Annotated in this window: 17 protein-coding genes; 11 read left to right on the forward strand and 6 right to left on the reverse strand. The window is 50.6% G+C overall.

The features are described from left to right. Positions 1–640: 640 nt before the first annotated feature. From C5O19_RS08025 to C5O19_RS08045, 5 genes are all read left to right on the forward strand, one after another. Positions 641–3835 (forward strand): SusC/RagA family TonB-linked outer membrane protein, encoded by a 3195-nt coding sequence (locus tag C5O19_RS08025; protein ID WP_243406353.1) that lies wholly within the window; start codon positions 641–643, stop codon positions 3833–3835. Positions 3836–3848: 13 nt separating this feature from the next. Beyond that, positions 3849–5666, forward strand: a complete 1818-nt coding sequence (locus C5O19_RS08030; protein ID WP_104711179.1) for a RagB/SusD family nutrient uptake outer membrane protein — start codon at positions 3849–3851, stop codon at positions 5664–5666. 147 nt (positions 5667–5813) lie between these two features. Continuing rightward, on the forward strand, positions 5814–9239 hold the full coding sequence (locus C5O19_RS08035) for a ThuA domain-containing protein (protein ID WP_104711181.1): 3426 nt from the start codon (positions 5814–5816) through the stop codon (positions 9237–9239). 150 nt (positions 9240–9389) lie between these two features. Next, entirely contained in the window at positions 9390–10190 is an 801-nt protein-coding gene (locus tag C5O19_RS08040) for an SDR family oxidoreductase (protein ID WP_104713973.1), read from the forward strand. 69 nt (positions 10191–10259) lie between these two features. Beyond that, a complete protein-coding gene (locus C5O19_RS08045) occupies positions 10260–11180 on the forward strand; it encodes a helix-turn-helix domain-containing protein (RefSeq protein ID WP_104711183.1) in 921 nt (306 codons plus the stop codon). A 78-nt stretch (positions 11181–11258) separates the two neighbouring features. On the opposite strand, the gene C5O19_RS08050 is transcribed toward C5O19_RS08045, so the two are convergent. Then, positions 11259–12200, reverse strand: coding sequence for a helix-turn-helix domain-containing protein (locus C5O19_RS08050; RefSeq protein WP_102199894.1), 942 nt, complete (start codon positions 12198–12200; stop codon positions 11259–11261). A 424-nt stretch (positions 12201–12624) separates the two neighbouring features. Then, entirely contained in the window at positions 12625–13362 is a 738-nt protein-coding gene (locus C5O19_RS08055) for an SDR family oxidoreductase (RefSeq protein WP_104713975.1), read from the reverse strand. 341 nt (positions 13363–13703) lie between these two features. On the opposite strand from C5O19_RS08055, the gene C5O19_RS08060 reads away from it, so the two are divergent. From C5O19_RS08060 to C5O19_RS08070, 3 genes are all read left to right on the forward strand, one after another. Next, a complete protein-coding gene (locus tag C5O19_RS08060; RefSeq protein ID WP_104711185.1) occupies positions 13704–14225 on the forward strand; it encodes a YbhB/YbcL family Raf kinase inhibitor-like protein in 522 nt (173 codons plus the stop codon). 28 nt (positions 14226–14253) lie between these two features. Then, positions 14254–14805: a DinB family protein gene (locus C5O19_RS08065; protein WP_104711187.1), complete on the forward strand. Its 552-nt coding sequence runs from the start codon at positions 14254–14256 to the stop codon at positions 14803–14805. A gap of 127 nt (positions 14806–14932) precedes the next feature. Further along, positions 14933–15793: a helix-turn-helix domain-containing protein gene (locus C5O19_RS08070; RefSeq protein ID WP_104713977.1), complete on the forward strand. Its 861-nt coding sequence runs from the start codon at positions 14933–14935 to the stop codon at positions 15791–15793. A gap of 295 nt (positions 15794–16088) precedes the next feature. Here C5O19_RS08070 and C5O19_RS08075 read toward each other — a convergent pair whose 3' ends face one another. Further along, positions 16089–18230 (reverse strand): S9 family peptidase, encoded by a 2142-nt coding sequence (locus tag C5O19_RS08075; RefSeq protein WP_104711189.1) that lies wholly within the window; start codon positions 18228–18230, stop codon positions 16089–16091. 343 nt (positions 18231–18573) lie between these two features. Between C5O19_RS08075 and C5O19_RS08080 the strand changes: the two genes are divergently transcribed. The 3 genes from C5O19_RS08080 to C5O19_RS08090 all read left to right on the forward strand — a co-directional run bounded on the left by C5O19_RS08080 (position 18574) and on the right by C5O19_RS08090 (position 22326). Continuing rightward, on the forward strand, positions 18574–20766 hold the full coding sequence (locus C5O19_RS08080) for a B12-binding domain-containing radical SAM protein (RefSeq protein WP_104711190.1): 2193 nt from the start codon (positions 18574–18576) through the stop codon (positions 20764–20766). An 84-nt stretch (positions 20767–20850) separates the two neighbouring features. After that, entirely contained in the window at positions 20851–21054 is a 204-nt protein-coding gene (locus C5O19_RS08085; protein ID WP_104711192.1) for a VF530 family protein, read from the forward strand. Between the two features lie 24 nt (positions 21055–21078). Beyond that, entirely contained in the window at positions 21079–22326 is a 1248-nt protein-coding gene (locus C5O19_RS08090; protein ID WP_104711194.1) for a DEAD/DEAH box helicase, read from the forward strand. A 192-nt stretch (positions 22327–22518) separates the two neighbouring features. Here C5O19_RS08090 and C5O19_RS08095 read toward each other — a convergent pair whose 3' ends face one another. From C5O19_RS08095 to C5O19_RS08105, 3 genes are all read right to left on the reverse strand, one after another. Continuing rightward, complete coding sequence (locus C5O19_RS08095) at positions 22519–23280, reverse strand: NIPSNAP family protein (protein ID WP_104711196.1); 762 nt, start codon at positions 23278–23280, stop codon at positions 22519–22521. 83 nt (positions 23281–23363) lie between these two features. After that, positions 23364–24323: an NAD(P)H-quinone oxidoreductase gene (locus C5O19_RS08100; protein ID WP_104711198.1), complete on the reverse strand. Its 960-nt coding sequence runs from the start codon at positions 24321–24323 to the stop codon at positions 23364–23366. Between the two features lie 135 nt (positions 24324–24458). Then, positions 24459–24959, reverse strand: a complete 501-nt coding sequence (locus tag C5O19_RS08105; protein ID WP_104711200.1) for a DinB family protein — start codon at positions 24957–24959, stop codon at positions 24459–24461. Positions 24960–24969 lie beyond the last annotated feature (10 nt).

Here is a 24969-nt window from a genome sequence, read left to right on the forward strand (position 1 = left end):
CCCGATCCTGTATACAGGGTACCAATCGCTCCTTATCCCCAGAAATAGAAGCGACGTGCCTTTATTAGGTCAGCAAATAACACCTGTCGCCCCGACGTATACGTTAATTTTTGTATTAGTAATCAATAGAATAGTGTTAATCACGGTTTTCGTCGAAGGTAAAGATTCCAAGCTTCCCTAAGAAAAAGCTGCCTCATTTGCTGGAATTTAGGGTTGATACGAGCATTCAGGATGCCGATTAAAAATTTTACGAATTAACATCTATTTTTTTTAAGTGTCTTGTTGACGCTTTAGAAAACTTTAATAGATTTGCTATTGTATTATGGCAATGAAAAATTGAATCTTCCCTATGATCCTTGAACCGCGGCAAGGAGGCCATACTATAAAAATTATCCACCTATAACCTCTATCAAATAGTTTTTCCTAACAGATTACCCATTAATCTCTAAAACCAATTTATCCTTTACCACTAGGCATCTCTATTCATCTTCCAACGGGAGATGGGGCTGGTATTGTTGGGTTTTAACGATCCAATCGGGCTTTCCATCCTTCCGCTTATTACACTGAGACTATGCTTCCTTCATAGCCTCCCAGGGATCCTATTTTCAATTTTTCAGCAAGTGGTTTTAACGCTAAACACATGAAAGAAAAACTATTTCCATTCTTAAAAGTGTCATTTTTACACTTATTGACGCTTTGTTCACTACCGATGTCGGCCTGGGCCGTGGTAGAGACCGAAGAACGGATTACTCAGCCTTTAATCGCTATCAAACCAGTCGCGAAGCGGCTAACGGGCGTAATCAAGGACGAGCAGGGGCAGCCCTTACCCGGCGTGAACGTGTCCATCAAGGGTACTGTTAAAGGCACATCCACGAATGCAGACGGGGTTTATAGCATAGAAGGGGTACAGGATGAGGATATACTGGTCTTTTCGTACATCGGCTATCTGACTAAAGAACTGAGCGTTGGCAATGCGACCGTACTGGACGTCACGCTGAGTGCCGACACGAAAGCCCTGGATGAAATCGTTGTGGTGGGTTACGGTACGCAGAAAAAAGCTACCGTTACGGGCTCCATCAGTAGCATTAAAGGTGATGCCATCGTGCAGGTACCCGTACCGAACATTACGCAGTCGCTGGCGGGACGCGTCTCGGGGGTCAGTATGCGACCCAACGGCGGTCAACCCGGTAATGATGACCCCGATATTCACATTCGCGGGATTGTGACGACGGGTAACAACCGTCCGCTGGTCGTGGTGGATGGCGTACGGCGGGACAACATTCGTCAGGTGGACCCAGCCAGTATTGAGAGCGTGACGATCCTTAAAGATGCGGCGGCCGTAGCTCCATACGGGATTGGGGGAGCTAACGGCGTAATTCTGATTACTACCAAACGGGGTAAATCGGGCAAGCCTCAGGTACGCCTAAGCTCTTCGTACGGGTTTCAGAATCCAACGTATCTGCCAAAAGTGCTGAATGCGAAAGATTACATGGCATTGCAAAATGAAGCTTATCTGAATCAGAATCCGGAAGGAACGAGCCTGCCGAACGACCCTAATCTGGTGAACAATTATGATCGGTTACACGAAGAAGACCCCTGGAAATATCCGAATTCCAACTTTGTGAAGGCTTTCAACAAGAACGTTCCCATTCAGAATCACGTCCTGGAACTGAGCGGTGGTACGGATAACGTTACCTATCACGCGGGGCTGAGTTATTTTGATCAGAAGGGGATTTTTGATCCGGTTGGTTACAAGCGGTACAACTACAATTTGAGCGTAGAAATGGCAGCAACCCGGACGACCAAGATTGGAATGTCCTTGCTAGGAAGTATTGAAAATACGAAAGATGTAGATGCCGACGAATCCACTTCAGGCCACTTATTCCGCAGCTTTTATAAGTTTCTTCCGACGCAAAGCCTGATTTACCCCGAAGGCGACAAGTGGGGTGAGTCGTCGGCGAGCACGCCCATTGGGGTACTCCGTTCGCCCGGTTATCGTCGTAACAATGCCAATACCTTACTCGGAACCTTGTTTGTGGAGCAGCAAATTGCGAAGGGACTCAGCGTGAAAGGCGTATTCAGCTATGACCCCTGGCAGCAGAATACCAAGCTCTGGCACGTACCCTTCGTCTACCACAAGATCGACCTGACCTCCCAACCGTACACCTACACCGATGCCATTTCGTTGCAGGAAGGAATGGGACGGCCTTTCCGCTGGCTCGGCTTAGAAAATACGCGGCGTACCAATTATACCACCCAAGGGTATTTGAATTATACCGGAACGTTTGGCTCACACGCCATTACCGGATTGGCGGTAGTGGAAATGCGGAAAACGACCCAGGAATCCATGACGACCCGACGTAATAACTTTGCCATTGGCATTGATGAGTTGAGTTTCGGGAGTTCCGACAAACTGGATTACGACAACTCCGGAACCTCTTCGACGGGCAGTGAGCTGGGTTTCGTGTATCGCTTAGGTTATACCTACAAGGATAAACTGAGTCTGGAAGCCGCCGGACGTTACGATGGTCACTATTACTTTGCTCCGGGCAAACGCTGGGGATACTTCCCAGCCTTTTCAGCTGCCTGGCGAATTTCTGAGGAGTCGTTTCTGAAGGATGTAAGCTTTATTAATGAATTCAAAATCAGAGGTTCCTGGGGAAAAGCGGGTATGCTGGCGGGTTCTCCCTTCCAGTACCAGGCGGGCTATGATTTACGCGGAGCGGCGTACGCCTTTGGCAACGGTACGCTGGTACAAGCCTCTTCGGTTCCCCGGGAACCGAACCCTTACATTACCTGGGAAATCTCCACGAAAACGGATATTGGCTTCGACCTGAATCTCTGGAATTCGCTGCTGAATGTGGAGTTTGACTACTTCCACGAAAACCGAACGGGCATGTTGCTGGCTCCTCAGGTAACCCTGCCGGTTGAATACGGTTTGTCCTTGTCGCAGGAAAATAAGGGCCGCATGAACAGTGACGGCGTTGAGCTGAATATTGGCACTCGTCGTAAAATCGGTAAGGATATTGATTTCTCAGTCAACGCTAATCTGACGTATTCCATCAACCGTATGCTGGAAGTATTCCAGACGGATGCGGAAGCCCGTAACCCCAACCGTACTAAAGTGGGCCGGCAATTCGGTACACCCTACGGTTATAAGTCAATGGGTTTATTCAAGACGTCGGATGATGTCAACGGCGACGGCGTAATTGATGCCAAAGATGGCTACAACGTCACCCAATTCGGAGCCCTACATCCGGGCGATATTCGTTACGCGGATCTGAGCGGTCCGGATGGTATTCCGGATGGGGTCATCAATGATTTTGATTTGACCGTCATTGGAAATCCCGTGTATCCCGCTCTCACTTTTGGTATCACGCCGAGCATCAACTGGAAGGGATTTGACCTCTCCCTCTTTTTCCAGGGTAGTGGCAAGTCGAGCCTGAATATTCGCCAATTCCTGACGGTTCCTTTCGAGAACAACGGCAGCAATACGGGCTATGAGTACTTAGACAATCGCTGGACTCCCGAGCGTCAAAATGCCAAATATCCTCGGTCTACGCCAGCTCCGTATGCCAACAATACCAAAGACAGCGACTTCTGGATGGTCAATGCCAGCTACCTGCGTCTAAAGACGCTGAATTTCGGGTATACGTTGCCGAAAGCACTCCTGGGAAAAGCCCACATCGGCTCCGCCCGGGTGTATTTCACGACGCAAAATTTGCTCACCTTCAGCCGCATCAAGCACGTCGATCCTGAGATGGGCTATACGGATCGGGAAACGGCCTATCCGGTGATGAAAGCCACGACGTTTGGAATTGATCTAACCTTTTAATTGAACCTATACTATGAATCGCTTCCTTACCAATGCAAGGGTACTTGGACTGAGCCTGTTGGTGCTTACCCTGCCCATGGCGTGCGAAACGGATAAGTTTCTGGAGAACGTCAATAAAGCCAATTTAACGGATTTGACGCAGTGGGAGTCGGAAACCAACGCGGACGTTTTCCTGAATGACGTATATAGTCAGATTCCGAATAAGCTCAATCAAACCGAGAGCCTTGATTATTATACGGATGACTACAACATCAGTCACTACTACACGGCCGCCAACTGGCGAATCGGTATCACCATCGTTCCCTCTACTAGTACCGACAATCCCTGGGGAGGTACGCACGGGCCCACGTATGGCTACACCTGGGAGAATTTTTTCGTGAAAATCCGGAAGGTAAATACGTTCATCCAGAAGATTACGGAAAACAAAGCCAATTATTCGGAAGCCTATTACAATAAACGCATGGACGAAGCCCGGTTCCTGCGGGCGTTTTTCTACAGCGAATTTTTTGTGCACATTGGCGGTCTGCCCATTTTGACGGAACCCCTGGATCGGACCAAAATGAGCACCGAGCAGTTACAAAAGCCCCGAGAGACCTTTGCGGATACCTACAATTTCATCGTCAGTGAACTCGATCAGGTGGTAAAAAATGGGAACTTGGACGTGAAGTACAGCCTTTCCCAACGCGATGCCGGACGGGCGACCCTCGGAGCGGCCCTGGCTTTGAAAGGCTGGATAGAGCTTTTCGCGGCAAGTCCGTTGTTCAACACCGCGACGCCTTATTTATCCGATCCGGGAAAGTTCGTGCATTTCGGCAATTACGATCCTTCCCGCTGGGCTAAAGCGGCGGCTACGAACAAAGCCTTTATTGATGCATACGGAAATGGCAAAAACTACAACCTGTTTCCGGATTTAAAAAACCTCTGGCGTACGGCAAATGAGTACAACTCGGAAGTAATCTGGGATCGTCAGGTGGTGGCGAACGTGGCGAATATGGGAGGTAGTTACGAAAGCCGGGGCGGCCCAACCTACGTGCTGGGCGAGTACCGTTCCTGGGGAAACTACAATCCGACGCAGGAACTGGTGGACCAGTTTGCGATGGCGAACGGTAAACCCATTACGGATCCTACCTCGGGCTATAATCCGCAAAAACCCTACGTCAACCGGGAGAAGCGGTTTTATGACTTCATTGTGTACGATGGAGCTCCCTACAAACTGGACTGGATGCCCCGGGCGGATACAATCTACACCCGTATCGATTTAACGTTACCGAACCCTGACCGTACCAATCAGATTGACCTGGCGGGTAAAACAGACGTGGGCGATTCGGGCTATTACCAGAAAAAACGGCTCAATCCCGATGCCGCTCCCGGCAACGATGCCAGTGGTCAGAATTACGTCTTCTACCGCTACGCGGAAGTACTGCTCAACTACGCCGAAGCTCAGAATGAAGCCACGGGTCCCGATGGAGGCGTATACGATGCCATCAACAAAATCCGGGCTCGCTCTGAGCTGGCTCCCTTACCGCAGGGCTTAACCAAAGACCAGATGCGGGAAGCCATTTATCGCGAAAGAAGGGTGGAGTTGTGTTTCGAAGACAAACGCTTCCTCGACAACAAACGCCTGGCCAAGGCCGAGGAGGTGATGGGCAAGCCCCGCCATAACATGGTCATTCGTAATTCAGTACCCGCGAATAATTCAGGGGTTTGGGTGTATACCATCGAACCCGAGAAAAAGTATACGGTGAAGTTCGACAAGAAGCAGTACATGAACCCGATCCCGCAGAACGTCCTGGATCAAAATCCGGGCATCAAACAGAATCCCGGGTACTAGTCGTCAGGGGAGGCCTTTCATTCTTCTGGAATGGAAGGCCTTGCTTTGCCAGGTGCTAAGTAGTTTTTGTCCTAAACGCTTCGTACGAAAGTGTCTAATGGAAAAAATGAAGCGAAATCCTTATCTCATTCTTCATTCTTATTGGTCATGAATCTCATCAAGCTAAACTTCTGGATAGGCCGACGTAAAAAAGGGGTGTTACTGGCCCTTTGGGCCGTCTGCCTGCCCGCAACCTTGCTGGTTGCCCAGACAAATAAAAAAGTTGCCGTCAAAACGGCCTCGCCATCGGCCAGTACCAAGCGGATTCTGGTGTTTTCGAAAACATCGGGATTTCGTCACGCGTCCATTCCAGCGGGCAAAAAGGCCCTACTCAAGCTGGGCAAGGAGCGGGGTTTTCTGGTAGATACGACGGAAAATGCGGCGGCCTTTGAGGAATCCAACCTCAAACGGTACAACGCCGTGGTCTTTTTAAGTACCACGGGTACGATTCTCGACGCCTCGCAGAAGGCCGCTTTTGAGCGGTACATTCAGGCGGGGGGCGGTTACGCCGGTATTCACGCGGCGGCGGATACCGAGCATGACTGGCCTTGGTACAATCAGCTGGTCGGGGCCTATTTTCTGAGTCACCCGCAGCAGCAGAACGCGGAGATTGAAATCCTGGATTCCAGCCATCCGTCCACCAAAATGCTCCCTAAACGCTGGAAGCGGTATGATGAATGGTATAACTACAAGAGCATTGTTCCCGAAATCGAAGTACTAGGTAACCTGGACGAGAAAACCTACAAGGGAGGCAAGAACGGCGACAATCACCCGTTCATCTGGCACCGGGATTTTGACGGCGGCAAATCCTTTTATACGGGAGGCGGCCATACGGATGAATCCTTCAGCGATACGCTTTTTCTACAGCACATCATGGGCGGGATTGAATCGGTCTGGTCTAGTCAGTTGGACTATAAAAAGGCCCACACGCATCCGTATCCCGAGGAAAATCGCTTTGTGCACGAAGTGTTGAAGGCGGGTCTGGATGAACCTACGGAACTAGCCGTACTGGACAACGGGAAGGTGCTTTTTGCGGAACGGAAAGGAGCCTTGAAGCTGTACGATCCCGGCAAAAAAACGATTAAAACCGTTGCGAACTTTCCGGTGTATACCAAGTTTGAATACGGCCTGATGGGACTTAACATCGACCCTGATTTCAAGCAGAATAAATGGATTTACGTCTATTATTCACCCAGTACCGGAAACACACCCGCCGATACCGCTCAGCACCTTTCCCGCTTTGTGTACGACGAAGGTCGCGATACGGTCATGATGAATACGGAGAAAGTACTCTTAACCGTACCCGTCAAACGGACGGGCTGTTGCCATACGGGCGGATCGATTGCCTGGGATCGGAAAGGGAATTTATACCTGTCGACGGGCGATGATACCAATCCTTTCAACTCAAGTGGCTACGCTCCGATGGACGAACGGGCCGAACGCAGCGGTTGGGATGCCCGGTATACGTCCGCTAATACTAACGACTTACGGGGTAAAATCCTGCGTATTCATCCCGAGCCGAATGGTACGTATACCATTCCCGAGGGGAACCTGTTTGCTGCGGGAACGGAGAAAGCCCGTCCTGAAATTTACGTCATGGGGAACCGAAATCCGTATCGCATTGCGGTGGATCAGCGTACCAATTACCTCTACTGGGGGGAAGTGGGTCCGGACGCGGGTCAGAATAGCGAACAGTTCGGTCCCCGCGGGCACGATGAAGTAAATCAGGCCCGGAAAGCCGGAAACTTCGGCTGGCCGCTGTTTGTCGCCGACAACCGCCCTTACCGGGCCCGTAGTTTCGGAGATAGTACAACGAAAGCCTTGTTTGACCCGACAAAACCCATTAATGATTCGCCTCATAATACGGGCCTGAAAGAATTGCCAGCGGCCCAGAAAGCTTTTATCTACTATCCCTACGCGGATTCTCCCGAATTCGGACCCATTGTGGGGAAAGGAGCCCGAAACGCCATGGCTGGACCGGTGTACTATTACGACGATTATCCCGAAACGACAGTCAAATTTCCCCGGTACTACGACGGTAAGTTGTTCGCCTACGACTGGACGCGGGACTGGATTCACCCGGTAACCATGAATCCGAACGGCGATTACGTGTCCATGGAAACGTTCATGCCGAACACGAAGTTTTCGCACGTCATCGATATGCAGTTTGCCAAGGACGGCTCTTTGTATACGATTGAATACGGTCAGCAGTGGTTTACGGCCAATGCCGATGCCCGACTATCCCGAATCACCTACAACACCGGAAACCGCAAGCCCGTAGCGAAAGCCATCGCTAGTAAGCTAAACGGAGCCGCCCCGATGACGGTGAAGTTCGATGCCCGCGAGTCCATCGATTACGACGGCGATGCTTTGACGTACGACTGGAATTTTGGTGGCGGAATCCCCCGGCAAAAAACCGTTACCCCAAGCGTTACCTTCCAGAAGCCGGGTACGTATCCCGTTACGCTAAAAGTAAGCGACCGACTGGGAAATTCGGCTACCACCAATCTCACGATCAAGGTAGGCAATGCTGAACCTCAGGTGGAAATTGTGTTAAAAGGTAATAAAACCTTCTACTTTCCCGATCAGCCCATTACGTACGCGGTCAACGTGAGCGACAAGGAGGATGGGAAAATCCAGCAGGGCATTACCGAAGATGAGGTGACCGTTACCATCGACTATCTCGAAGGCTTTGATAAAACCATGCTGGCTCAGGGCCATCAGGCCAATACAGGAGCTTCGACGGGGAAACGGTTGATTGACTTAAGTGACTGTAAGGCCTGCCACACGGTGGATAAAAAATCAGTGGGTCCTTCGTATATGGATGTAGCCAAGAAATACCGGGGTAATGCTCAGGCCGAGCGAAAGCTGGCCAGTAAAGTAATCGCCGGTGGTGGGGGCGTATGGGGCGAACAGGCCATGAGTGCTCACCCCCAGCTCAAAGAAGAGGAAGCCTTGGACATGGTTCGGTACATTCTTTCGCTGGCGAGTAGAAAGCCCGTGAATCGGCAACCCGTAGCAGGCCAGTACAAGCCCGTATCGCAGAAAAAGGATGGTTCGTACGTACTGACCGCCAGTTACACCGATAAAGGAAACGGATTGATTGGCCCCCTGACGAACTCATCCACGCTCGCCTTGCGTTCGCCGTACCTGGAAGCTGGAGCGGCGGATGGGAAAAGTGAAGTAGTAGTGTACGAAATCACGCCGAAAGTTCCTTACGCAATTGGCCTGAAATCGGGTAGTTATCTGCTGTACAAGGGGATTGACCTGACCTCCGTGAAGGAGATTACGACGTCCGTCATTGCTTCCAAAGAGCGATTTGCTGGGGGCGTCTTAGCCGTACACCTCGATTCACCCACGGGGCCCTTGGTAGGAGAAGTGGAGGTGCCTCAGGATAATAAGGGCGAATTGAAGATCCCGCTCCGGCAGGAGATGACGGGTATCCATCCACTATACTTTGTCTTCAAAAATCCATCTGCGGGGCAGAAACCCTTGTTTGCCTTCAATAAAATTAATTTTCTCGCTTCCAACTAACGCTTCAGGCCCCGGGGAGTCTTCGGACCTTCCGGGGCCTGATCTTTTCTAAAGCTTCGTACCATTTTGGCTACAGGATTCTCCAATTTTACTACAAGCTCAAACGGTAGGTAGCGGAGCTTTGTCTTTCGAAAGATGAAACGAAAAGAAATGACAAAGACGATTTTTATTACGGGTGCTTCGGCGGGGATTGGTAAGGCTACGGCAAAATTATTCGCGAGTAAAGGCTGGAAGGTTATTGCGACCATGCGTAAGCCGGAACTGGAGCAAGAGCTAACTCAACTCGAACAGGTGACGCTGCTGCCGCTGGACGTAACCAATCCCGAACAGATCAAAGCAACGACGCAACAGGCTCTGGCCTCAGGCGATATTGACGTTGTATTCAACAATGCCGGATACGCCTTGCTGGGAGCTCTGGAGGCCATCCCCGATGAGGAGCTGGTTCGGCAGATGGATACTAATTTTCTGGGCGTAGTCCGGGTGACGCAGGCGTTCATACCGTATTTTCGGGAACGAAAAAGTGGACTGTTCATTACGACTGGCTCGTCGGCGGGTTTGATGGGCTTCCCGGTAAGTTCCATGTACGACGCCAGCAAATGGGCACTGGAAGGTTGGAGCGAAAGCCTGTCCTTCGAATTGAACGCCTTAGGAATCGGTATCAAAACCATTGAACCCGGTATGGTAGCCACCGAAATCCAGAACCGATCCGTAATGGCCTCGCATCCGGATTACGATACGCTGTTGCATAAGTTTATGACGGCCATCACGTCTAGTCCCAACGGTTCTACGGCCGAGCAGATCGCCGAAGTGGTCTACGAAGCCGCTACCGATGGAACAAATACGTTGCGGTACGTGTGCGGCGAAGACGCCAAAGCCTTGTATGCCCAGCGGCTGGCCGTGGGGGACGAGGCCTTCCGGGAGGTAATCAAGCAAATGATTACTGAAATTTAATTAGATTCAGGAATTACTGGGTCGGTATTTCGGGTTATACCGAAGTATCGACCCTCTATTTATCAAACCATGAAAGGGGAACTTAAGCCTAAACCACGCGTCTTCCATTCCATCTCCGACTTACACCGGACGTTTGGCTTGCCGCAGCCTAGCCACCCGCTCATCAGTCTGTTGGAGTATAGCAAAGTCCAGCTGACTGCGGCAATGCTGACGCCCACGTTTCTGATGGACTTCTATAATATTACCTTCAACGCATCAGCGGGGTGTTCGATGAGATACGGTCAGACTACTTACGACTTCGACGAAGGGGGACTCTTTTTCACTGCACCGGGGCAGCCCCTGTCCGCCGTTGAAACGCCTGTGGCGGCGATGGGGTTTACGTTGCTGATTCATCCCGATTTTCTACGGAATTATCCGCTGGATACCAAAATCAAAAACTACGGGTTTTTTACGTACGCGGTTAATGAGTCACTGTACCTTTCGGACCGGGAAAAAAACATTATTACGTCTATTGCCCGGAATATTGGTGACGAGCTGGAAACGTCCATTGATGACGTCAGTCAGGATGTACTCATCTCCTTACTGGAGTTGCTGCTGAACTATAGTCAGCGATTTCACAAACGCCAGTTCATTACCAGAAAGCCCATCCACAACGCCTTGCTGGAACAGCTAGACCGGATTTTACACCAGTATTTCAACGATGAAACGGCTTTATTACAGGGCTTGCCAACCGTACAGTTTTTGGCGGAACAACTGAATGTGTCACCCCGCTATCTCGGCGATATGCTGCGTACGCTAACGGGTCATAATACCCAGCAACATATTCATTTAAAGCTGATTGAAAAAGCGAAGGAAATACTCACCCTCAGTAACCTGACGGTAGGAGAGATCGCCTATCAACTGGGATTTGAACACCCGCAGTCGTTCAGCAAGCTGTTTAAATCAAAAACTAATCTGTCGCCACTGGAATTCAGAGCAAGTTTTAATTGAAGCTGGTGGTAGAAAAGTGAATTGAAAATCAGCGTAATGCTGGTCCGTAAAAGCGTCAACTTCCTAACAATCCCTAAGCTAACCAGCGGAACGTTCCGGAGGTATTTCACGGGCGAATAACCGTTTGAATTCCAACGGGGAAACGTTTGTTTTAATCTTGAATAATTTGCTAAAGGATTGTGGATGCTCGAAACCTAATTCATACGCTACTTCGCTGATCGACAACGTACTCGCTGACAGTTTTTCTTTGGCTATTTCAATGAGTTTGCCGTGAATATGCTGTTGGGCATTTTGTCCGGTCAGCGAACGAAGCAGATCACTCAAATAAGTAGGCGAGTAGTGCAACTGCTCAGCCAGATACTGAACGGTAGGAATGCCCGAACGTAAGGCCGTTCCGTCGTAAAAATAGCAATTCAGCAGCTCTTCTAGTTTGGGAAGCAACTCGTGGCTGATGGGTTTACGCGTGATAAACTGACGCCTGTAAAACCGATCAGCGTACGTGAGCAGAAGCTCGATTTGAGCAATGATCACTTCCTGGCTCAAGTCATCGATCCGACTGTTTAGCTCCTCTTCCATATGTTTAAAGACGGAGAGAATCGTCGTTTTTTCCTGGTCGGAAAGGTGTAGGGCTTCCGTAAGGGAATAGGAGAAAAAGCCATACTGCCGGATCTTTGAAGCAAGGGGAAAACCCTGTAAAAAGTCGGGGTGAATGAGCAGGGCATACCCCGCGTGATCGGTCGGTTCCCGATCCCGCCCCATGAGTTGATTGGGAGCCGCAAACAGCATACTTCCTTCGTCAAAATCATAATAACCCTGACCGTACCTGACTTTTCCGCTGCATTGCGTGATGAACGTAATCTTATAAAAGCTCAGCACATCATACTGGGGAAGTTTATTCGTATCAAACTGCTGATTCGTATTGTCCAGTAAACTAATCAGCGGATGCAGGGGCTTGGGCAAACCTAAATACCGGTGCACCTCCGCAATGGATTCGAGTTTGATTGGAGTAGGGTGGTTCATTGTATAAAGTAAACGTTGGGTTTAAATAGTTCCGTTTTTCGTCTCACGGGCATTGTTAACTAGTAGCACCGGTCCTTTCAGCCTCTTCACAATTAACGATTCTATGGTAGCATCACCTGCTTTAGTTCACCGCGTTTAAGCTATCATGAGTCGTTCTGACTCTTAAATAGTTGATGGTTGATAAGGATTCAGAACTGGCAGCTTTCATCATGGACGACATAAACCAATCCCGTCCTATCGCGAAAAGCCGCCTTTTTTATCCGCAAAGCGGTGGCTTGGAGCAGGATAAAAAGAGCGGTGGGCGTGCCGACATGGAATGTATACGGACTAAATCACCAGCCGTCTTTAAAGGACGAAATAGTAATCTTGTAATACTAGTATGTTCGTCAATAGGGGCGAAAACACACCTTAAAATAAACCTTCTTTACCAAGGAATCTCCCCCGTATCCGGATTATGATACTCACTGATAAACCGACCCGTAGGGCCGTCCGCTCCGATGAGGGCATACTTAACAATCCGTTGGCCCGCGTTTTCAGGACTGTCATCGCCCCGGTGATTATTAAAATCGGTGGCTGTGAATCCCGGGTCAACGGCATTCACCTTGAAGGGCGTATCCCGCAGTTCGTAAGCCAGATCAATCGTGTACATATTTAAAGCCGCTTTCGAGGGTTGATAGATCGCTGCTTTGTGGTGATAAAATCGCCAGTTAGGGTCACTACTTAACGTCAGCGAGCAGCCACTGGACGATACATTGACAATGCGGGGCTGTTCGGCTTTTTTCAGCAGATCGATAAACGCCTGGGTTACCCGGACCACTCCGTACACATTGACATTGAAGGCCTCCTCCATGCGATCCAGGGATAAAGTCAGGGCCGATTGGGGCATGCCTCCGTTAATACCCGCGTTATTGATCAGTACATCCAATACGTCCGTTTGATGGCCAATCGCCGTGCGGGCCGCTGCTACGGATTGCGAATCGCTGACATCCAGAAGAATAACCTCCGCCTGATCCAGCCCTTCGGCTTTTAGTTGTTCCAGAGCTTTCCGTCCGTTTTCTAGATCGCGACTACCCAGATACACAAAGTAACCCAGTTTCAGTAGCTGACGTGCTGTTTCCAAGCCAATACTTTTATTGGCACCGGTGATTAATGCTTTTTTCATGTTCATTGAAATCAAGTGAGAAAATCAGGTAGTGGCATGTTCACTGTGGAGAAGCGGTAAATGGCTTCGACCAGCCGTGAATGCTTTAAAACTACCTGACAAAGGTCTGGACTAGGCAGGAGGCGGACGTAGCCTAATTCCGGAGATGCGTAGCCAAAATGAGACTGGCGAACGTAGGGATAAGCAGCAGGCCTGGGGAGCAGCTAGTTTCCTACGCAGGTCATCAGTAGTTGCGGGTAAAATTGAACGTTTAGCCACACTTTTTGAACGTTATCCTATGTTCCACTGCCTTACGGCACGTCTACCTTTGTAGAACCAAAGAACATAAAACAAAGCAGGCAATGAGCTTAGAATCAATGACTACTATCGGGACGTCATCCACGGCATTCACCTTGAAAAGTACAGAGCTGGGCGGACAGCTAACCAACTCACAGTACTTCAATGGAATGGGCTTTTCGGGAGCAAATCAGTCACCCCAGCTTTACTGGGAAAATGCCCCCAGCGAAACGAAAGCCTTTGCCGTAACGATGTACGACATAGACGCCCCAACCGGAAGTGGACTCTGGCATTGGGTGGTTTTCAATATACCGGCGGAGGTACGGGAACTCCCCTCGGGAGCTGGTGACCCGACGAACAATCAATTACCGGAAGGGGCTCTGCAAAGCAATACCGACCTGGGTACGCCAGGTTACGTAGGGGCCGCCCCACCGGAGGGCCCTGCCCATCGGTACCTGATCACGGTTCATGCTTTAAGCAAAACGTTGGAACTGGATCAGAACGCCACACCGGCCTTGGTCGGATTTAACCTACACTTTGCAACCCTGGCGAAAGCTTCCCTGGTAGCCTACGGACAAAAACACTAGTTGACTGGGTTCTCTAACACATCACGCAATGAACACACGAGAGCAGATGCTAAGGCAGTTTCGGCTGCTGACCGACTGGTATGTTTCCGTACTGGAAGGCATTACAGAGGAACAGGGTAGCCAGGTACTAAGTGAGCATACGAATAGTCTGGAATGGATTGCGGGTCATCTACTGATCATGCGGGCCAGAAATACCGTTCGTTTGGGGCAGCCCGTAGAAAGTTATCCGTATCTGGACCTCTTTGTCGATCCAACCCTGCCGCCGCCCCAGTTCATACCCTTTGACCGAAGCAAAAAATACCCAGGCTTGACGGAGCTGGTACAGGATTGGACCCAGTATTCTGACCGCTTTATCGAGACCCTCGAAGCCGCAGACGACTGGGTATTACAAACGGAAATTCCCTTGCAGGGGCCCACGGGAGGTACCACCGTTGAAGACCTGTTTACTTCGATGGTATTACACGAAGCCTTTCACATCGGGCAAATGAGCATCCTTCGCAAGGCACTCGGTTATCAAGCCATGTATTGGTTCCGTCGTCGGGAAAATCAGGAACGAAGTGGTATCTTGAACGAAGCTTAAAGATCATCTTCTGCTGATTTAACCTGGAATCAGCAAGGGAAGGCATTAAAGAAAGCATTAAACGACTGAAACCTGATCCGACTCTTGAGGGAGCGGATTGGGTTTTAGGGCGTATCCTTACGAAGCCATGAAAACCACCCGTATACAAAACGAGCAGGGATCTACGGAAACCGACTTAGAGCCCGTTTCGATCTTTAGTTATGAGTCCCAGATCGACGGGAGCAGGAATCGGATTACCCTCCATCAGAATTTGTTTAGTTTCTTGTTGGAAGGCGAAAAAACGGTGTATTACCCGGGGGCAACGGTGAAGATCCATCCCGGACAGTTTCTTCTGCTTTCGGCGGGAAATTGTTTGATGAGCGAAAAAACCGTCGCTCCGGGGGGCAGTTACCGGAGCATGCTCATTTTCTTCGATACGAACGTACTCATTGATTTTTTCAGTCGGCATCCCGACATGCCTGCCACGAAAATCACGGAACGACCGCAGGAGCCCGTATTGCTTTTTGAGAAAGACACCTTCCTTCAGCATTTCATCGAATCGCTAGGCTTTATACTGGCCGATGGACCATCCCTTTCTTTAAACAGACGGCTGGTAAAACTGGAAGAATTGTTACTCTACTTGGGCGAAAATTATCCCGGACAGTTACAGAAGTTGCGTATCCTCAGTCAGCAGGCCGATGAAGAAAGGCTGATCCGGCAGGCGGTAACGGCCAACCTGGATCAGCCGGTTACGGTGGAAGAACTTGCCTTTTTGTGTCATACGAGCCTGTCTACTTTCAAGCGACGGTTTGCTAAAATCTACGGTACTTCGCCTAATAAGTGGTTCCTGGAAAAACGAATGCATAAGGCCGCTCAACTGCTGAAACAGGGCGATTACAAAGTCAGCGAAGTGTATTACGAGATTGGATATGAAAACCTGTCGAGCTTCATCCAGTCCTTCAAACAGGTCTACGGGGTTACGCCGAAGCAGTATCAATTGGCAAACTAGAAGGGTTACTAGTTTTTAGCGAGTCGGTACCGTCGACGGCATAAATCCATGCCCCGTCCTATCCCATTCCATGGCGGAATTCCATTCTGGGGCTCAAGCCGCCTATTTCCTCTGCAAGGCCGTGGCCTTGAGTAAGAGGAAATGAGCGGTGTTCGCGATAGGGACTAAATGAACAGCTGTCTTTAAAGGAAGAAATAGTGATTCTATATGCTCTAGTTAATAAAATGCAATGAACTGAAAGGCGAGCCGTATCAGCGGGACTAAAAACAGAACTGTTATTGCATAGAATAAATCCCTATTCACCAGCCCCCGCTTTAGTTTTCTCCAACAGCTTCTTCCGGAAGTACGCCGCCGTCGCATTCCCCACTTTGAGCGAATTCGCATGTTTCATCCAGTGGTGCGTATCATTGACAATGATGAGCGTCTCCAGATCGACGCCTTTGGCTTCGAGGCGACGGACCAGATCCGTACTCTGATTGAAGCGGACGTTGCGGTCATCATCCCCGTGAATAATAAGTACGGGAGACGTCCAGGTGTTGATGTAGGCCGTCGGTGATGATTCCCAGGCTATTTTTCCTACTAGATCAGCGTCGGGGGCTCGCTCGTACCGATCGGGAGCAGTGATGGATAGGGTGCGATCCGTCGTCCAGTCGTGCACCCCATGAATATCGACGCCCGCCGCAAACAGATTCGAATCCTTGGCCAGGGCCATGGCCGTCAGATAACCGCCGTACGAACCGCCATAAATACCAATCCGGCTTTTATCCACAAAGGACTGTTTGGCCAGCCAGTCGCCCGCGGCTTTGATGTCGATGTACTCCGCCGCTCCGCTCGTGTTAGCTCCTGCGGGCTGATGAAACTCAAAACCGTACCCAATACCCAAGCGATAATTAACCGAAAGAACCGCAAAACCCAAGCTGGCGAGGTACTGATTCGTGGCGTAGGCATTGGCGTAATAATCCGAATAATTCCAGCCGAGTAACATTTGTCGCATGGGTCCGCCGTGCACGTAAATAATCGCGGGCTTCTGGGCGGGGCCACCCGTCGGCTCAAAAAGCTGGGCGTGTACGGTGAATCCATCGGGCGTTTGATAAATGACTTGTTTGGGCGTAACCAGCGACCGTTGCGGGAAGTTTGCCGGAATCAGGGATTCGCCTAACAGCGTAGGTATGCCTTTGCCAAAGGGCATCACGGCGGGCAGGGGAGGTCGTTGGGCCGTAGCACTGATAAGAGCCAGCGACGTACCATCCCCGGTAACGACCGGAGTCCACTCTAGTCCGTTACCGGGCGTTAATACTTCCATTTCGGCTTTGTCCACGGGTACCCGGGCCACGTGCCGACGATCTAAATCCTGCGGATCAGAACCTACATTCACACTAAACGTAAGCCACTGGCGATCTGGACTCAGGCGAATATGCTCCGTTGTGAAAGCCCCCGGCGTAAGCAGCAGGGGTGTGCCGCCCGTGGAAGGCATCGAATACAAATGCGGCCAGCCATCCTGATACGACAGAAAAACAATGCGATTCTGAGCGGCCCAGTGGAGGTTGAAGCCGCCGTTGGTAGCCGGTACGGAGCCCGCCAAAGTCCGGGGAGCCTGCCAGAGTTGCGTGGCCTTGCCGGAAGCCACATTAACCCGCCAGATGGACCAGGGGCGGTGCTTGCGAACCAATACGGAATCCGGTGCTCCACCCGTACCGGGCGTACGCACAAAGACCAGATTGTTTCCATTCGGCGACCACCGAGGGCTACGGTCGTGAGCGAAGGAAGGGGCCAGCCACCGGAGCGGCGTCTGGGCGTTCGTATAAATGCCGATGAGTGAGTGGTCCCCACGATTGGAAACAAAAACCAGCTGGCTACCGTCGGGGGACCATTCCAGCGAATGAGTAGTACCTCGCGTCGAGAAAAGCATTTTTGCGGGTTCACTACCGTTCACGGGTACTGACCAGGGCTGTCCACCTTTCAGGAAAGCAACGGTTTTACCATTTGGTGACAGCACCGGATAATCGCCTTCACTGAGTCGCTTAGGCTCGCCGCCTTTAAACGGAATGGCCCAGATTTCTACTTTGGGGGCAAAGGGTAAACCATCGACGTTTACCCCCAGATGCTCGTCCCAATTCGCCCCATGCTCGCCACCGCGTACGTACACGACCCATTGGCCATCGGCTGAAAGCGTAACACTGGTTAGCTCCTGCCCATCGTCCTTGCTATAAGGAGTAATCTTGCGGGGGGTATACGACGGACCTTCGGCTACGTAAATGTTACGTTTGCCTTGTTCATTGATCGTCCAGGCAATACGGGAACCTTTGGCGGCCGCCGTTAGATCCGCAGGGAAAGGATAGGATTTAACGGCTTCGAGTGAAAACGATTGGGCGTAGGAAACAATAGATGCGATACTCAGCAGCCCTACACATCCGAGCAGACGGAATAGAGAAAACATAGAATCGGAAGGTTCAATGGGTGTATGTACATACGGCGAACATACGAAGCCATATGCGTATAGACGAGTAAAGATAGTTTTTCATTCGCCTTTTTCTGTTTTTTCAGATGAAACAGGAGGTATAAAGGACAGGTGGTAAAAGAATGGCTATGTGTTTGGAGTCTAATGTAGACATACTTTGTCTGAAGCTAGCATTTATCTATAGGCCTATAGATTAAGAAATGAGTACGACTTTTCGCCCCTTCGGGCAGTATTAATTTAATGGGATTGGAATGAACCCATCATTTTCTTGCTTATTGCTCAGTTAGATGGCGTACCTTTGTAACGGCAACGCAGCATAGATTTGACACCAAAAATTCTCTTCATCACCCCACCTTTCACGCAGTTAAATACCCCGTACCCGGCCACGGCGTACCTGAAAGGTTTTCTGAATACCAAGGGCTACGAATCGCATCAGGCCGATCTGGGCATTGAGGTGATTCTGCAGTTATTTTCCCGAAAAGGATTGCAAACGATGTTCGATGCACTGGTCGCCAACGACAGCATCGAGCTTTCCGATAACAGTTACCGCATTTATTCCCTGCGGGAAGAATACATTCAGACCATCGGTCCGGTGATTCGTTTCCTCCAGAACAAAAATCCAACGCTGGCTCACGCCATCAGTGACCGGACCTACCTGCCCGAAGCGTCGCGGTTTGCCCAACTGGATGATCTGGACTGGGCCTTCGGAACGATGGGTACGCACGATAAAGCCCGCCATTTGGCGACATTGTACCTCGAAGATCTGGCGGATTTGATTACCGAAGCCGTCGATCCGCATTTTGGCTTCAGCCGCTACGCTGAACGACTGGGACGCTCGGCCACGCATTTTGACGAACTACACGCCACGCTCCAGGCTCCGGATACGCTGATTTCGACGATACTGACCGATTTGCTGGAAGAAAAAATCCGGCACTGGCAGCCCACCGTTGTATGCCTCACGGTACCTTTTCCGGGCAATCTGTACGGAGCTTTAAAGTGCGGGAAATACCTGAAAACCCACCATCCCGAGATTGCCGTAGTTATGGGAGGAGGTTATGCCAATACCGAACTTCGCTCGCTGAAGGAAACCCGGGTGTTTGATTATCTGGATTACGTATGCCTCGACGATGGGGAAGCTCCCTTGCTGCATTTGCTGGAATACCTGTCCGGTACCCGGACGGCAGCGAATCTCAAGCGGGTCTTCACGCGAATCGATGGAGCGGTCCATTACCTGAATGGGACCAAAGAACGCGACGTTGCCCAGCGAGATACGGGAACGCCTGATTACCGCGAATTGCCGCTAGCGGATTATTTGTCAGTGATTGAAGTCGTGAATCCCATGCACCGCCTCTGGAGCGATGGTCGCTGGAATAAGCTGACCCTGGCCCACGGCTGTTACTGGGGTAAGTGCTCCTTCTGTGATGTAACGCTCGATTACATCAAACGCTACGAGCCCATGACGGCCTCGCTGCTTTGCGATCGAATCGAAGAGATTATCGAACAGACGGGACAGAATGGCTTTCATTTCGTGGACGAAGCCGCTCCGCCCGCCCTGATGCGGGAGCTGGCTCTGGAAATCATTCGCCGAAAACTAACGGTAGTGTGGTGGACGAACATTCGCTTCGAAAAGAGTTTTACACCCGATTTGTGCATGTTACTCAAAGCCTCGGGCTGCATTGCCGTATCGGGGGGACTGGAAGTGGCTTCGGATCGGCTGCTTGACCGGATGAAAAAGGGCGTAACCGTGGCTCAGGTGGCTCGCGTGGCCGATGGCTTTACGCGGGCGGGTATCATGGTACACGCCTACCTGATGTACGGATTTCCGACGCAAACGGCCCAGGAAACGATTGATTCGCTGGAAATGGTACGGCAATTGTTCGAACTGGGCATTGTACAGTCGGGATTCTGGCACCGCTTTGCCATGACGGCCCACTCGCCCGTAGGTTTACAGCCGGAAGCGTTCGACGTGCAGCGGATTGGCCCCATTGCGGGCGATTTTGCCGACAACGACCTGGATCACGCCGACCCGCTGGGAGCCAACCACGACCGCTTCGCCGAGGGGTTACGGAAATCGCTCTTTAACTACATGCACGGCGTTTGTTTTGAGTTTCCTTTGCAGGAATGGTTCGATTTTCGGGTACCGAAAACGACGATTCCGCCGAATTATATTCAGCGAAGCGTGGAAGATCAGGAAGAAGACATTCGTCCCAATGCCCTGACCGTCTGGCTGGGAAAGGAACCCTCGCTGATTTTTTTTGAGGAAAAACGCGGAAAACACCGGGTCGATTTGGCCGAATTGACCTTCTATGATCGAAAGCAGGAGTGGGGCTTCGTAACGGATGCCGCCACGGGTCAATGGCTAACGGATACGTTACCGACTATTCAGGTGACCGAACCGGCTTCGTTCGAAAAATTAAAACAGTCCTACGAAGCAGAAGGCTTGGGTAGTTTTCAGGCCTTTTTATCGTCGGACATCGGCGGTAAATTACGTGAAAACGGTTTGCTCATTGTATGACTAGGCTTGTCAACCCCGAAGGGGTTCAATGTAAATCGCCCCGTATGCAATGCGGGGAAACTTAATTCACAGGAATAAACCATTATGAAAGATCCACTCGAAGGCAAAACCCTGCAAATGATTTTATTTCATTTGGTCGATTATTACGGCTGGGATCAACTGGGGTTACGGATTCGGATCAAATGTTTTACCCATAATCCCAGCATTAAATCGAGCCTTACGTTTTTACGGAAAACGCCCTGGGCTCGTAAGAAAGTAGAAGAATTGTACCTGGAAAGTCTCAATTAGACATTCCGGTAAAACACATGGCTTATGAAATTTGAAGAATATTCCATCGCTCCGGAAATAAAGAAAAGTCTGGTAAAACTCGGTTTCAAACGTCCGACGGATATCCAGTTTAAGTCCATTCCTCCCATACTAAAGGGCGAGGACGTGCTGGCCATTGCCCAGACCGGGACCGGAAAAACGGCGGCTTTTGCCATTCCGGTGCTGAGCATGATTCACAACCGGAAACAGACCAAACGCAGTACCGGCATCAAGTGTATTGTGATGGTACCCACCCGTGAGCTGGCCATCCAAATCACGGAGGTTTTCCAGCAAATTGGTCACCATTCCAAAGTAAAGTCGTTCTGTACCTTCGGTGGCGTGGAACAGGGACCCCAGATTGCCAAACTGGAAGAAGGCATCGACATTCTGGTAACGACACCGGGACGGATGTTTGATTTGACGAGCCAGGGGTACATTCATATGAATAGCGTAGAAATCCTGATTCTCGATGAAGCGGATCACATGCTGGACCTGGGCTTCATCAAGGATATTCAGGACCTGATCAAGTACCTGCCCAAAAAGCGGCAAACCCTGTTCTTCTCGGCCACGATCAACGAAACGATCAAAAAACTGGCGTACTCGCTGGTTACCAATCCCATTCGGATTCAGATTTCACCCAAAGATCCCGTTTCCAAGAATATTGACCATGCTGTGGCTTTCGTGGAAATGGACGATAAACGGTTTTTCCTGGAACGGCTCATTAACGAACATCCGGAAAGTAAACTGCTGGTTTTTGTCCGTACCAAAGTTCGGGCCGAACGCGTCAGTAAGGCTCTTGAACGGATGAGCATTGCCAGTCAGACCATTCACGGAGGAAAGGAACAAACGGATCGCTTGTCGGTACTCAATGATTTCAGGAAAGGTGAAACAAAAGTGCTGATTGCGACCGACGTAAGTGCCCGGGGAATTGATATTGCCAACGTAGACTACGTCGTCAATTACGACCTTCCGGAACAGGCCGAAAACTACGTACACCGCGTGGGCCGTACGGGCCGGGGTACGCAGCGGGGTCACGCCGTATCGTTTTGTAGTACGGAGGAAAAGCCCATACTGAAAGAAATCGAAGCCTATTTGACCAAGCCCATCAAGGTTTTGAACATTGATCAGTTAGACTACGAAGCCACGATTGATCTGGGAGCCGATAGTGAAAAAAATACCGATTGGCGGAGCCTGATTCAGGAAGAGGAAGAACGACTTTCGAAAGCCAAGAAAAAGAAGAAAAAGCAGCTGTAGGAAGATTGGAGTTTGAGGAGAAGGGGAAGTTTGAAAGCGTATCAGGTTTAATGTTCGAGGTTTGATGGTGGTACAGACTCGCTTTTCTGCCCTCAAAGCTCAACGTCGAGCGGGTATTAGAATGAATAATACTCCTTGCGGGGTTGAATGAAAAAGCGTCCGGGGTTTTGCCCCGGACGCTTTTTCGTTGATTTAAACCTGAGAATAGGCCGTAGGTTCCAGGAATACCCGCTGAATTCGGGAGACGGTATTCGCGTATTCGGGGAGTCCGGAAATGCGTTTCCAGTCGGGGTCGCTGCCGAATTTTTTCCAGTTGGCATCGCGTTCTTCCATGTTTTTGAACGTCAGCATGTACGTCAGACAGGGGAGAGAATCGCCTATCTTGACTTCACCGAAGAAAACGGGTGTCAGGCCCACGTTGTTGAATACCTTGATTTCTGCGTCGTTGAACATGGCAATTTTCCGGCGAACGGCGTCTTCACTGAACCCTTCGTAGGTACGCAGTTCAAAGATTCGACCTTGTTTGGTATCCGGAGCTACAACCTGCGGGAAACCCGAAAATCCCTGCATCAGCGACGATTTATACCGGGCGTACGAAGCTCGTTCGGGCATGAGATTCCGGTAGTTCTCGCTGGCTTTCTGGAAATCCGAATCCTTGGTCAATCGACTGGCTGACTCGCCGTAGGCCTGCATGGAAGCATAGGGAATCAAGACATACACCATCGGAGGTTCCGATTTTCCCATCTCGCGGAATACGCCTACGGTTTTTACGCCCTGCCGGTTTAGAGCAGGAATCAGAGCCGTCTTTAAATATTCGTCCAGAGCATTTCCTCCCCTTAATTCATAGACACGAAGTTCAAAAAAAGCCGTTTCAGCCTGGGTGGAAGCCTGAGCGGGTAAGGTAGCAGCCGTGGCCGCAAGTACGGAGGAGGTAACAAATTTCCGGCGATTCATGAATCAGTAGAGGAATGGTTAAGTCAAAAACAGCCACAAAGATAGCTGGACGTATAGCCATTTGCGTATGCCTAAAGTATCCATTATACCGTCAAAATAATCTTTCCGATGTGTTCGCCTTTTTCCATCAGTCGGTGAGCTTCGGCCGCTTCCGCCAGCGGGAAAGTCCGGTAGACCTCCGTACGTATTTTGCCCTGCTGTACGAGGGGCCACACTTTGGCTTCAATGTCGGCCGCAAGCTGAGCTTTAAAATCAGCGGTACGGGGTGAAAGCATACTGCCCGTTAGCTGTAATCGCTTCGACATTACGTCCATGATGTTAATCTCCGTTTTCACGCCATCGAGTCCGGCCAGCCAGCACAGGCGACCTTCGGGTTTGAGTAAACGTAAGTGTTTGGAAGTATACTCGCCACCGATGTAGTCCAAAACGGCATCTACGCCCGTATCCGCAAACTCGGCTTCAAAATCCTGCGTACGGTAATTCACGCAGCGGTCAGCTCCCCAGGAACACGCAAAAGCCCGTTTTTCATCGGTACCTGCCGTTGCGTATACGCGTACGCCAAAGGCTTTTGCCATTTGAATCGCCGTGAGGCCAATTCCGCTGGTGCCACCCTGCACGAGCAGAATTTCGCCCGGTAATATTTTCATCCGTTGAAAGACATTACTCCAAACGGTAAAAAGCGTTTCGGGCAGGCCCGCTGCTTCGGTCATCGATAGATCGGCCGGTAGGGGTAAACAGTGACGGGCGTCGGCCAGGGCGTACTCAGCGTAGCCACCATTTGCAATGAGGGCACAGACGCGTTGCCCCTTTTTCCATTGTTTGACCGTTGGGCCACAGGATTCAATTGTGCCTGCTATTTCCAGACCCAGTACGGGGGGCGTCTCGCCGCCGTATTTTCCCTGCCGCATCATCAGATCGGCCCGGTTAATTCCCGCCGCTTCTACTTTAATGAGTACTTGGGTTTCATTAGGTTGCGGTACCGGACGGTCCTGCACCTGCAATACATCCGGATTGCCGGCTTGGGTAACGACGACTGCTTTCATGGGATGGGTAGGGTTTAAAGAGGTTTACGTTTGAATGACGTGTGAAAAAGGATAAGGTTTAAATACCCTTTTCAGGTTTGAAAGTAGGTCCTTTCAGGAATGACGTAGCTGGCCGGAAGGAGGTAAAGCATTGCTTCAACCTTCCAGCATTCGAACCGTTACCAGTAACTGACCTAAATGCCGCATGGTGTGTTCCGCCGAATGTACGTACAAACCCAGTACTGTGGAAGGAAGTTGGGCCCGACCAACGCCCCGTGTTTCGGTGAGCGTTTGCACGTCCGTATGGCGGAGCTGTTCCAACGCCCGATCTACCTGTTGATTGAATTGCTCGACTAAGTCCGTAACGCTTTGCTCATTCGGCAAACCTTCCGCCGCCAGGTACGCGAGCTGTGCTTCTGTAAGTGCTTCGCTCCGGGCGTAAGTATACAATCGATCAAGTACACCCGTCAGATGCTGGAGGTGAAAACCCGGTGAGGCAACGCCCGAGGGTCGTTCCCACAGTCGCACGTTCGGAAATTGAGCGGTCAGAGCTTGAATTTCTTCCCGTGCTTGCAGCAGGGCATGGGCCACGGGTTGTAACAAATCAGGTGTTTCGGGTAAAGGGCCACGGAGCCAGACTTCACGCAGTTCAGCCATAGTACAATGA

Origin of the sequence: Siphonobacter curvatus, assembly GCF_002943425.1 — a bacterium.
GTDB lineage: Bacteria > Bacteroidota > Bacteroidia > Cytophagales > Spirosomataceae > Siphonobacter > Siphonobacter curvatus.

Excerpts from the sequence above, each read along its gene's own strand:
- C5O19_RS08025 (WP_243406353.1), top strand. The coding sequence starts at position 641 with ATGAAAGAAAAACTATTTCCATTCTTAAAAGTGTCATTTTTACACTTA.
- C5O19_RS08030 (WP_104711179.1), top strand. The coding sequence starts at position 3,849 with ATGAATCGCTTCCTTACCAATGCAAGGGTACTTGGACTGAGCCTGTTG.
- C5O19_RS08035 (WP_104711181.1), top strand. The coding sequence starts at position 5,814 with ATGAATCTCATCAAGCTAAACTTCTGGATAGGCCGACGTAAAAAAGGG.
- C5O19_RS08040 (WP_104713973.1), top strand. The coding sequence starts at position 9,390 with ATGACAAAGACGATTTTTATTACGGGTGCTTCGGCGGGGATTGGTAAG.
- C5O19_RS08045 (WP_104711183.1), top strand. The coding sequence starts at position 10,260 with ATGAAAGGGGAACTTAAGCCTAAACCACGCGTCTTCCATTCCATCTCC.
- C5O19_RS08050 (WP_102199894.1), bottom strand. The coding sequence starts at position 12,200 with ATGAACCACCCTACTCCAATCAAACTCGAATCCATTGCGGAGGTGCAC.
- C5O19_RS08055 (WP_104713975.1), bottom strand. The coding sequence starts at position 13,362 with ATGAAAAAAGCATTAATCACCGGTGCCAATAAAAGTATTGGCTTGGAA.
- C5O19_RS08060 (WP_104711185.1), top strand. The coding sequence starts at position 13,704 with ATGAGCTTAGAATCAATGACTACTATCGGGACGTCATCCACGGCATTC.
- C5O19_RS08065 (WP_104711187.1), top strand. The coding sequence starts at position 14,254 with ATGAACACACGAGAGCAGATGCTAAGGCAGTTTCGGCTGCTGACCGAC.
- C5O19_RS08070 (WP_104713977.1), top strand. The coding sequence starts at position 14,933 with ATGAAAACCACCCGTATACAAAACGAGCAGGGATCTACGGAAACCGAC.
- C5O19_RS08075 (WP_104711189.1), bottom strand. The coding sequence starts at position 18,230 with ATGTTTTCTCTATTCCGTCTGCTCGGATGTGTAGGGCTGCTGAGTATC.
- C5O19_RS08085 (WP_104711192.1), top strand. The coding sequence starts at position 20,851 with ATGAAAGATCCACTCGAAGGCAAAACCCTGCAAATGATTTTATTTCAT.
- C5O19_RS08090 (WP_104711194.1), top strand. The coding sequence starts at position 21,079 with ATGAAATTTGAAGAATATTCCATCGCTCCGGAAATAAAGAAAAGTCTG.
- C5O19_RS08095 (WP_104711196.1), bottom strand. The coding sequence starts at position 23,280 with ATGAATCGCCGGAAATTTGTTACCTCCTCCGTACTTGCGGCCACGGCT.
- C5O19_RS08100 (WP_104711198.1), bottom strand. The coding sequence starts at position 24,323 with ATGAAAGCAGTCGTCGTTACCCAAGCCGGCAATCCGGATGTATTGCAG.
- C5O19_RS08105 (WP_104711200.1), bottom strand. The coding sequence starts at position 24,959 with ATGGCTGAACTGCGTGAAGTCTGGCTCCGTGGCCCTTTACCCGAAACA.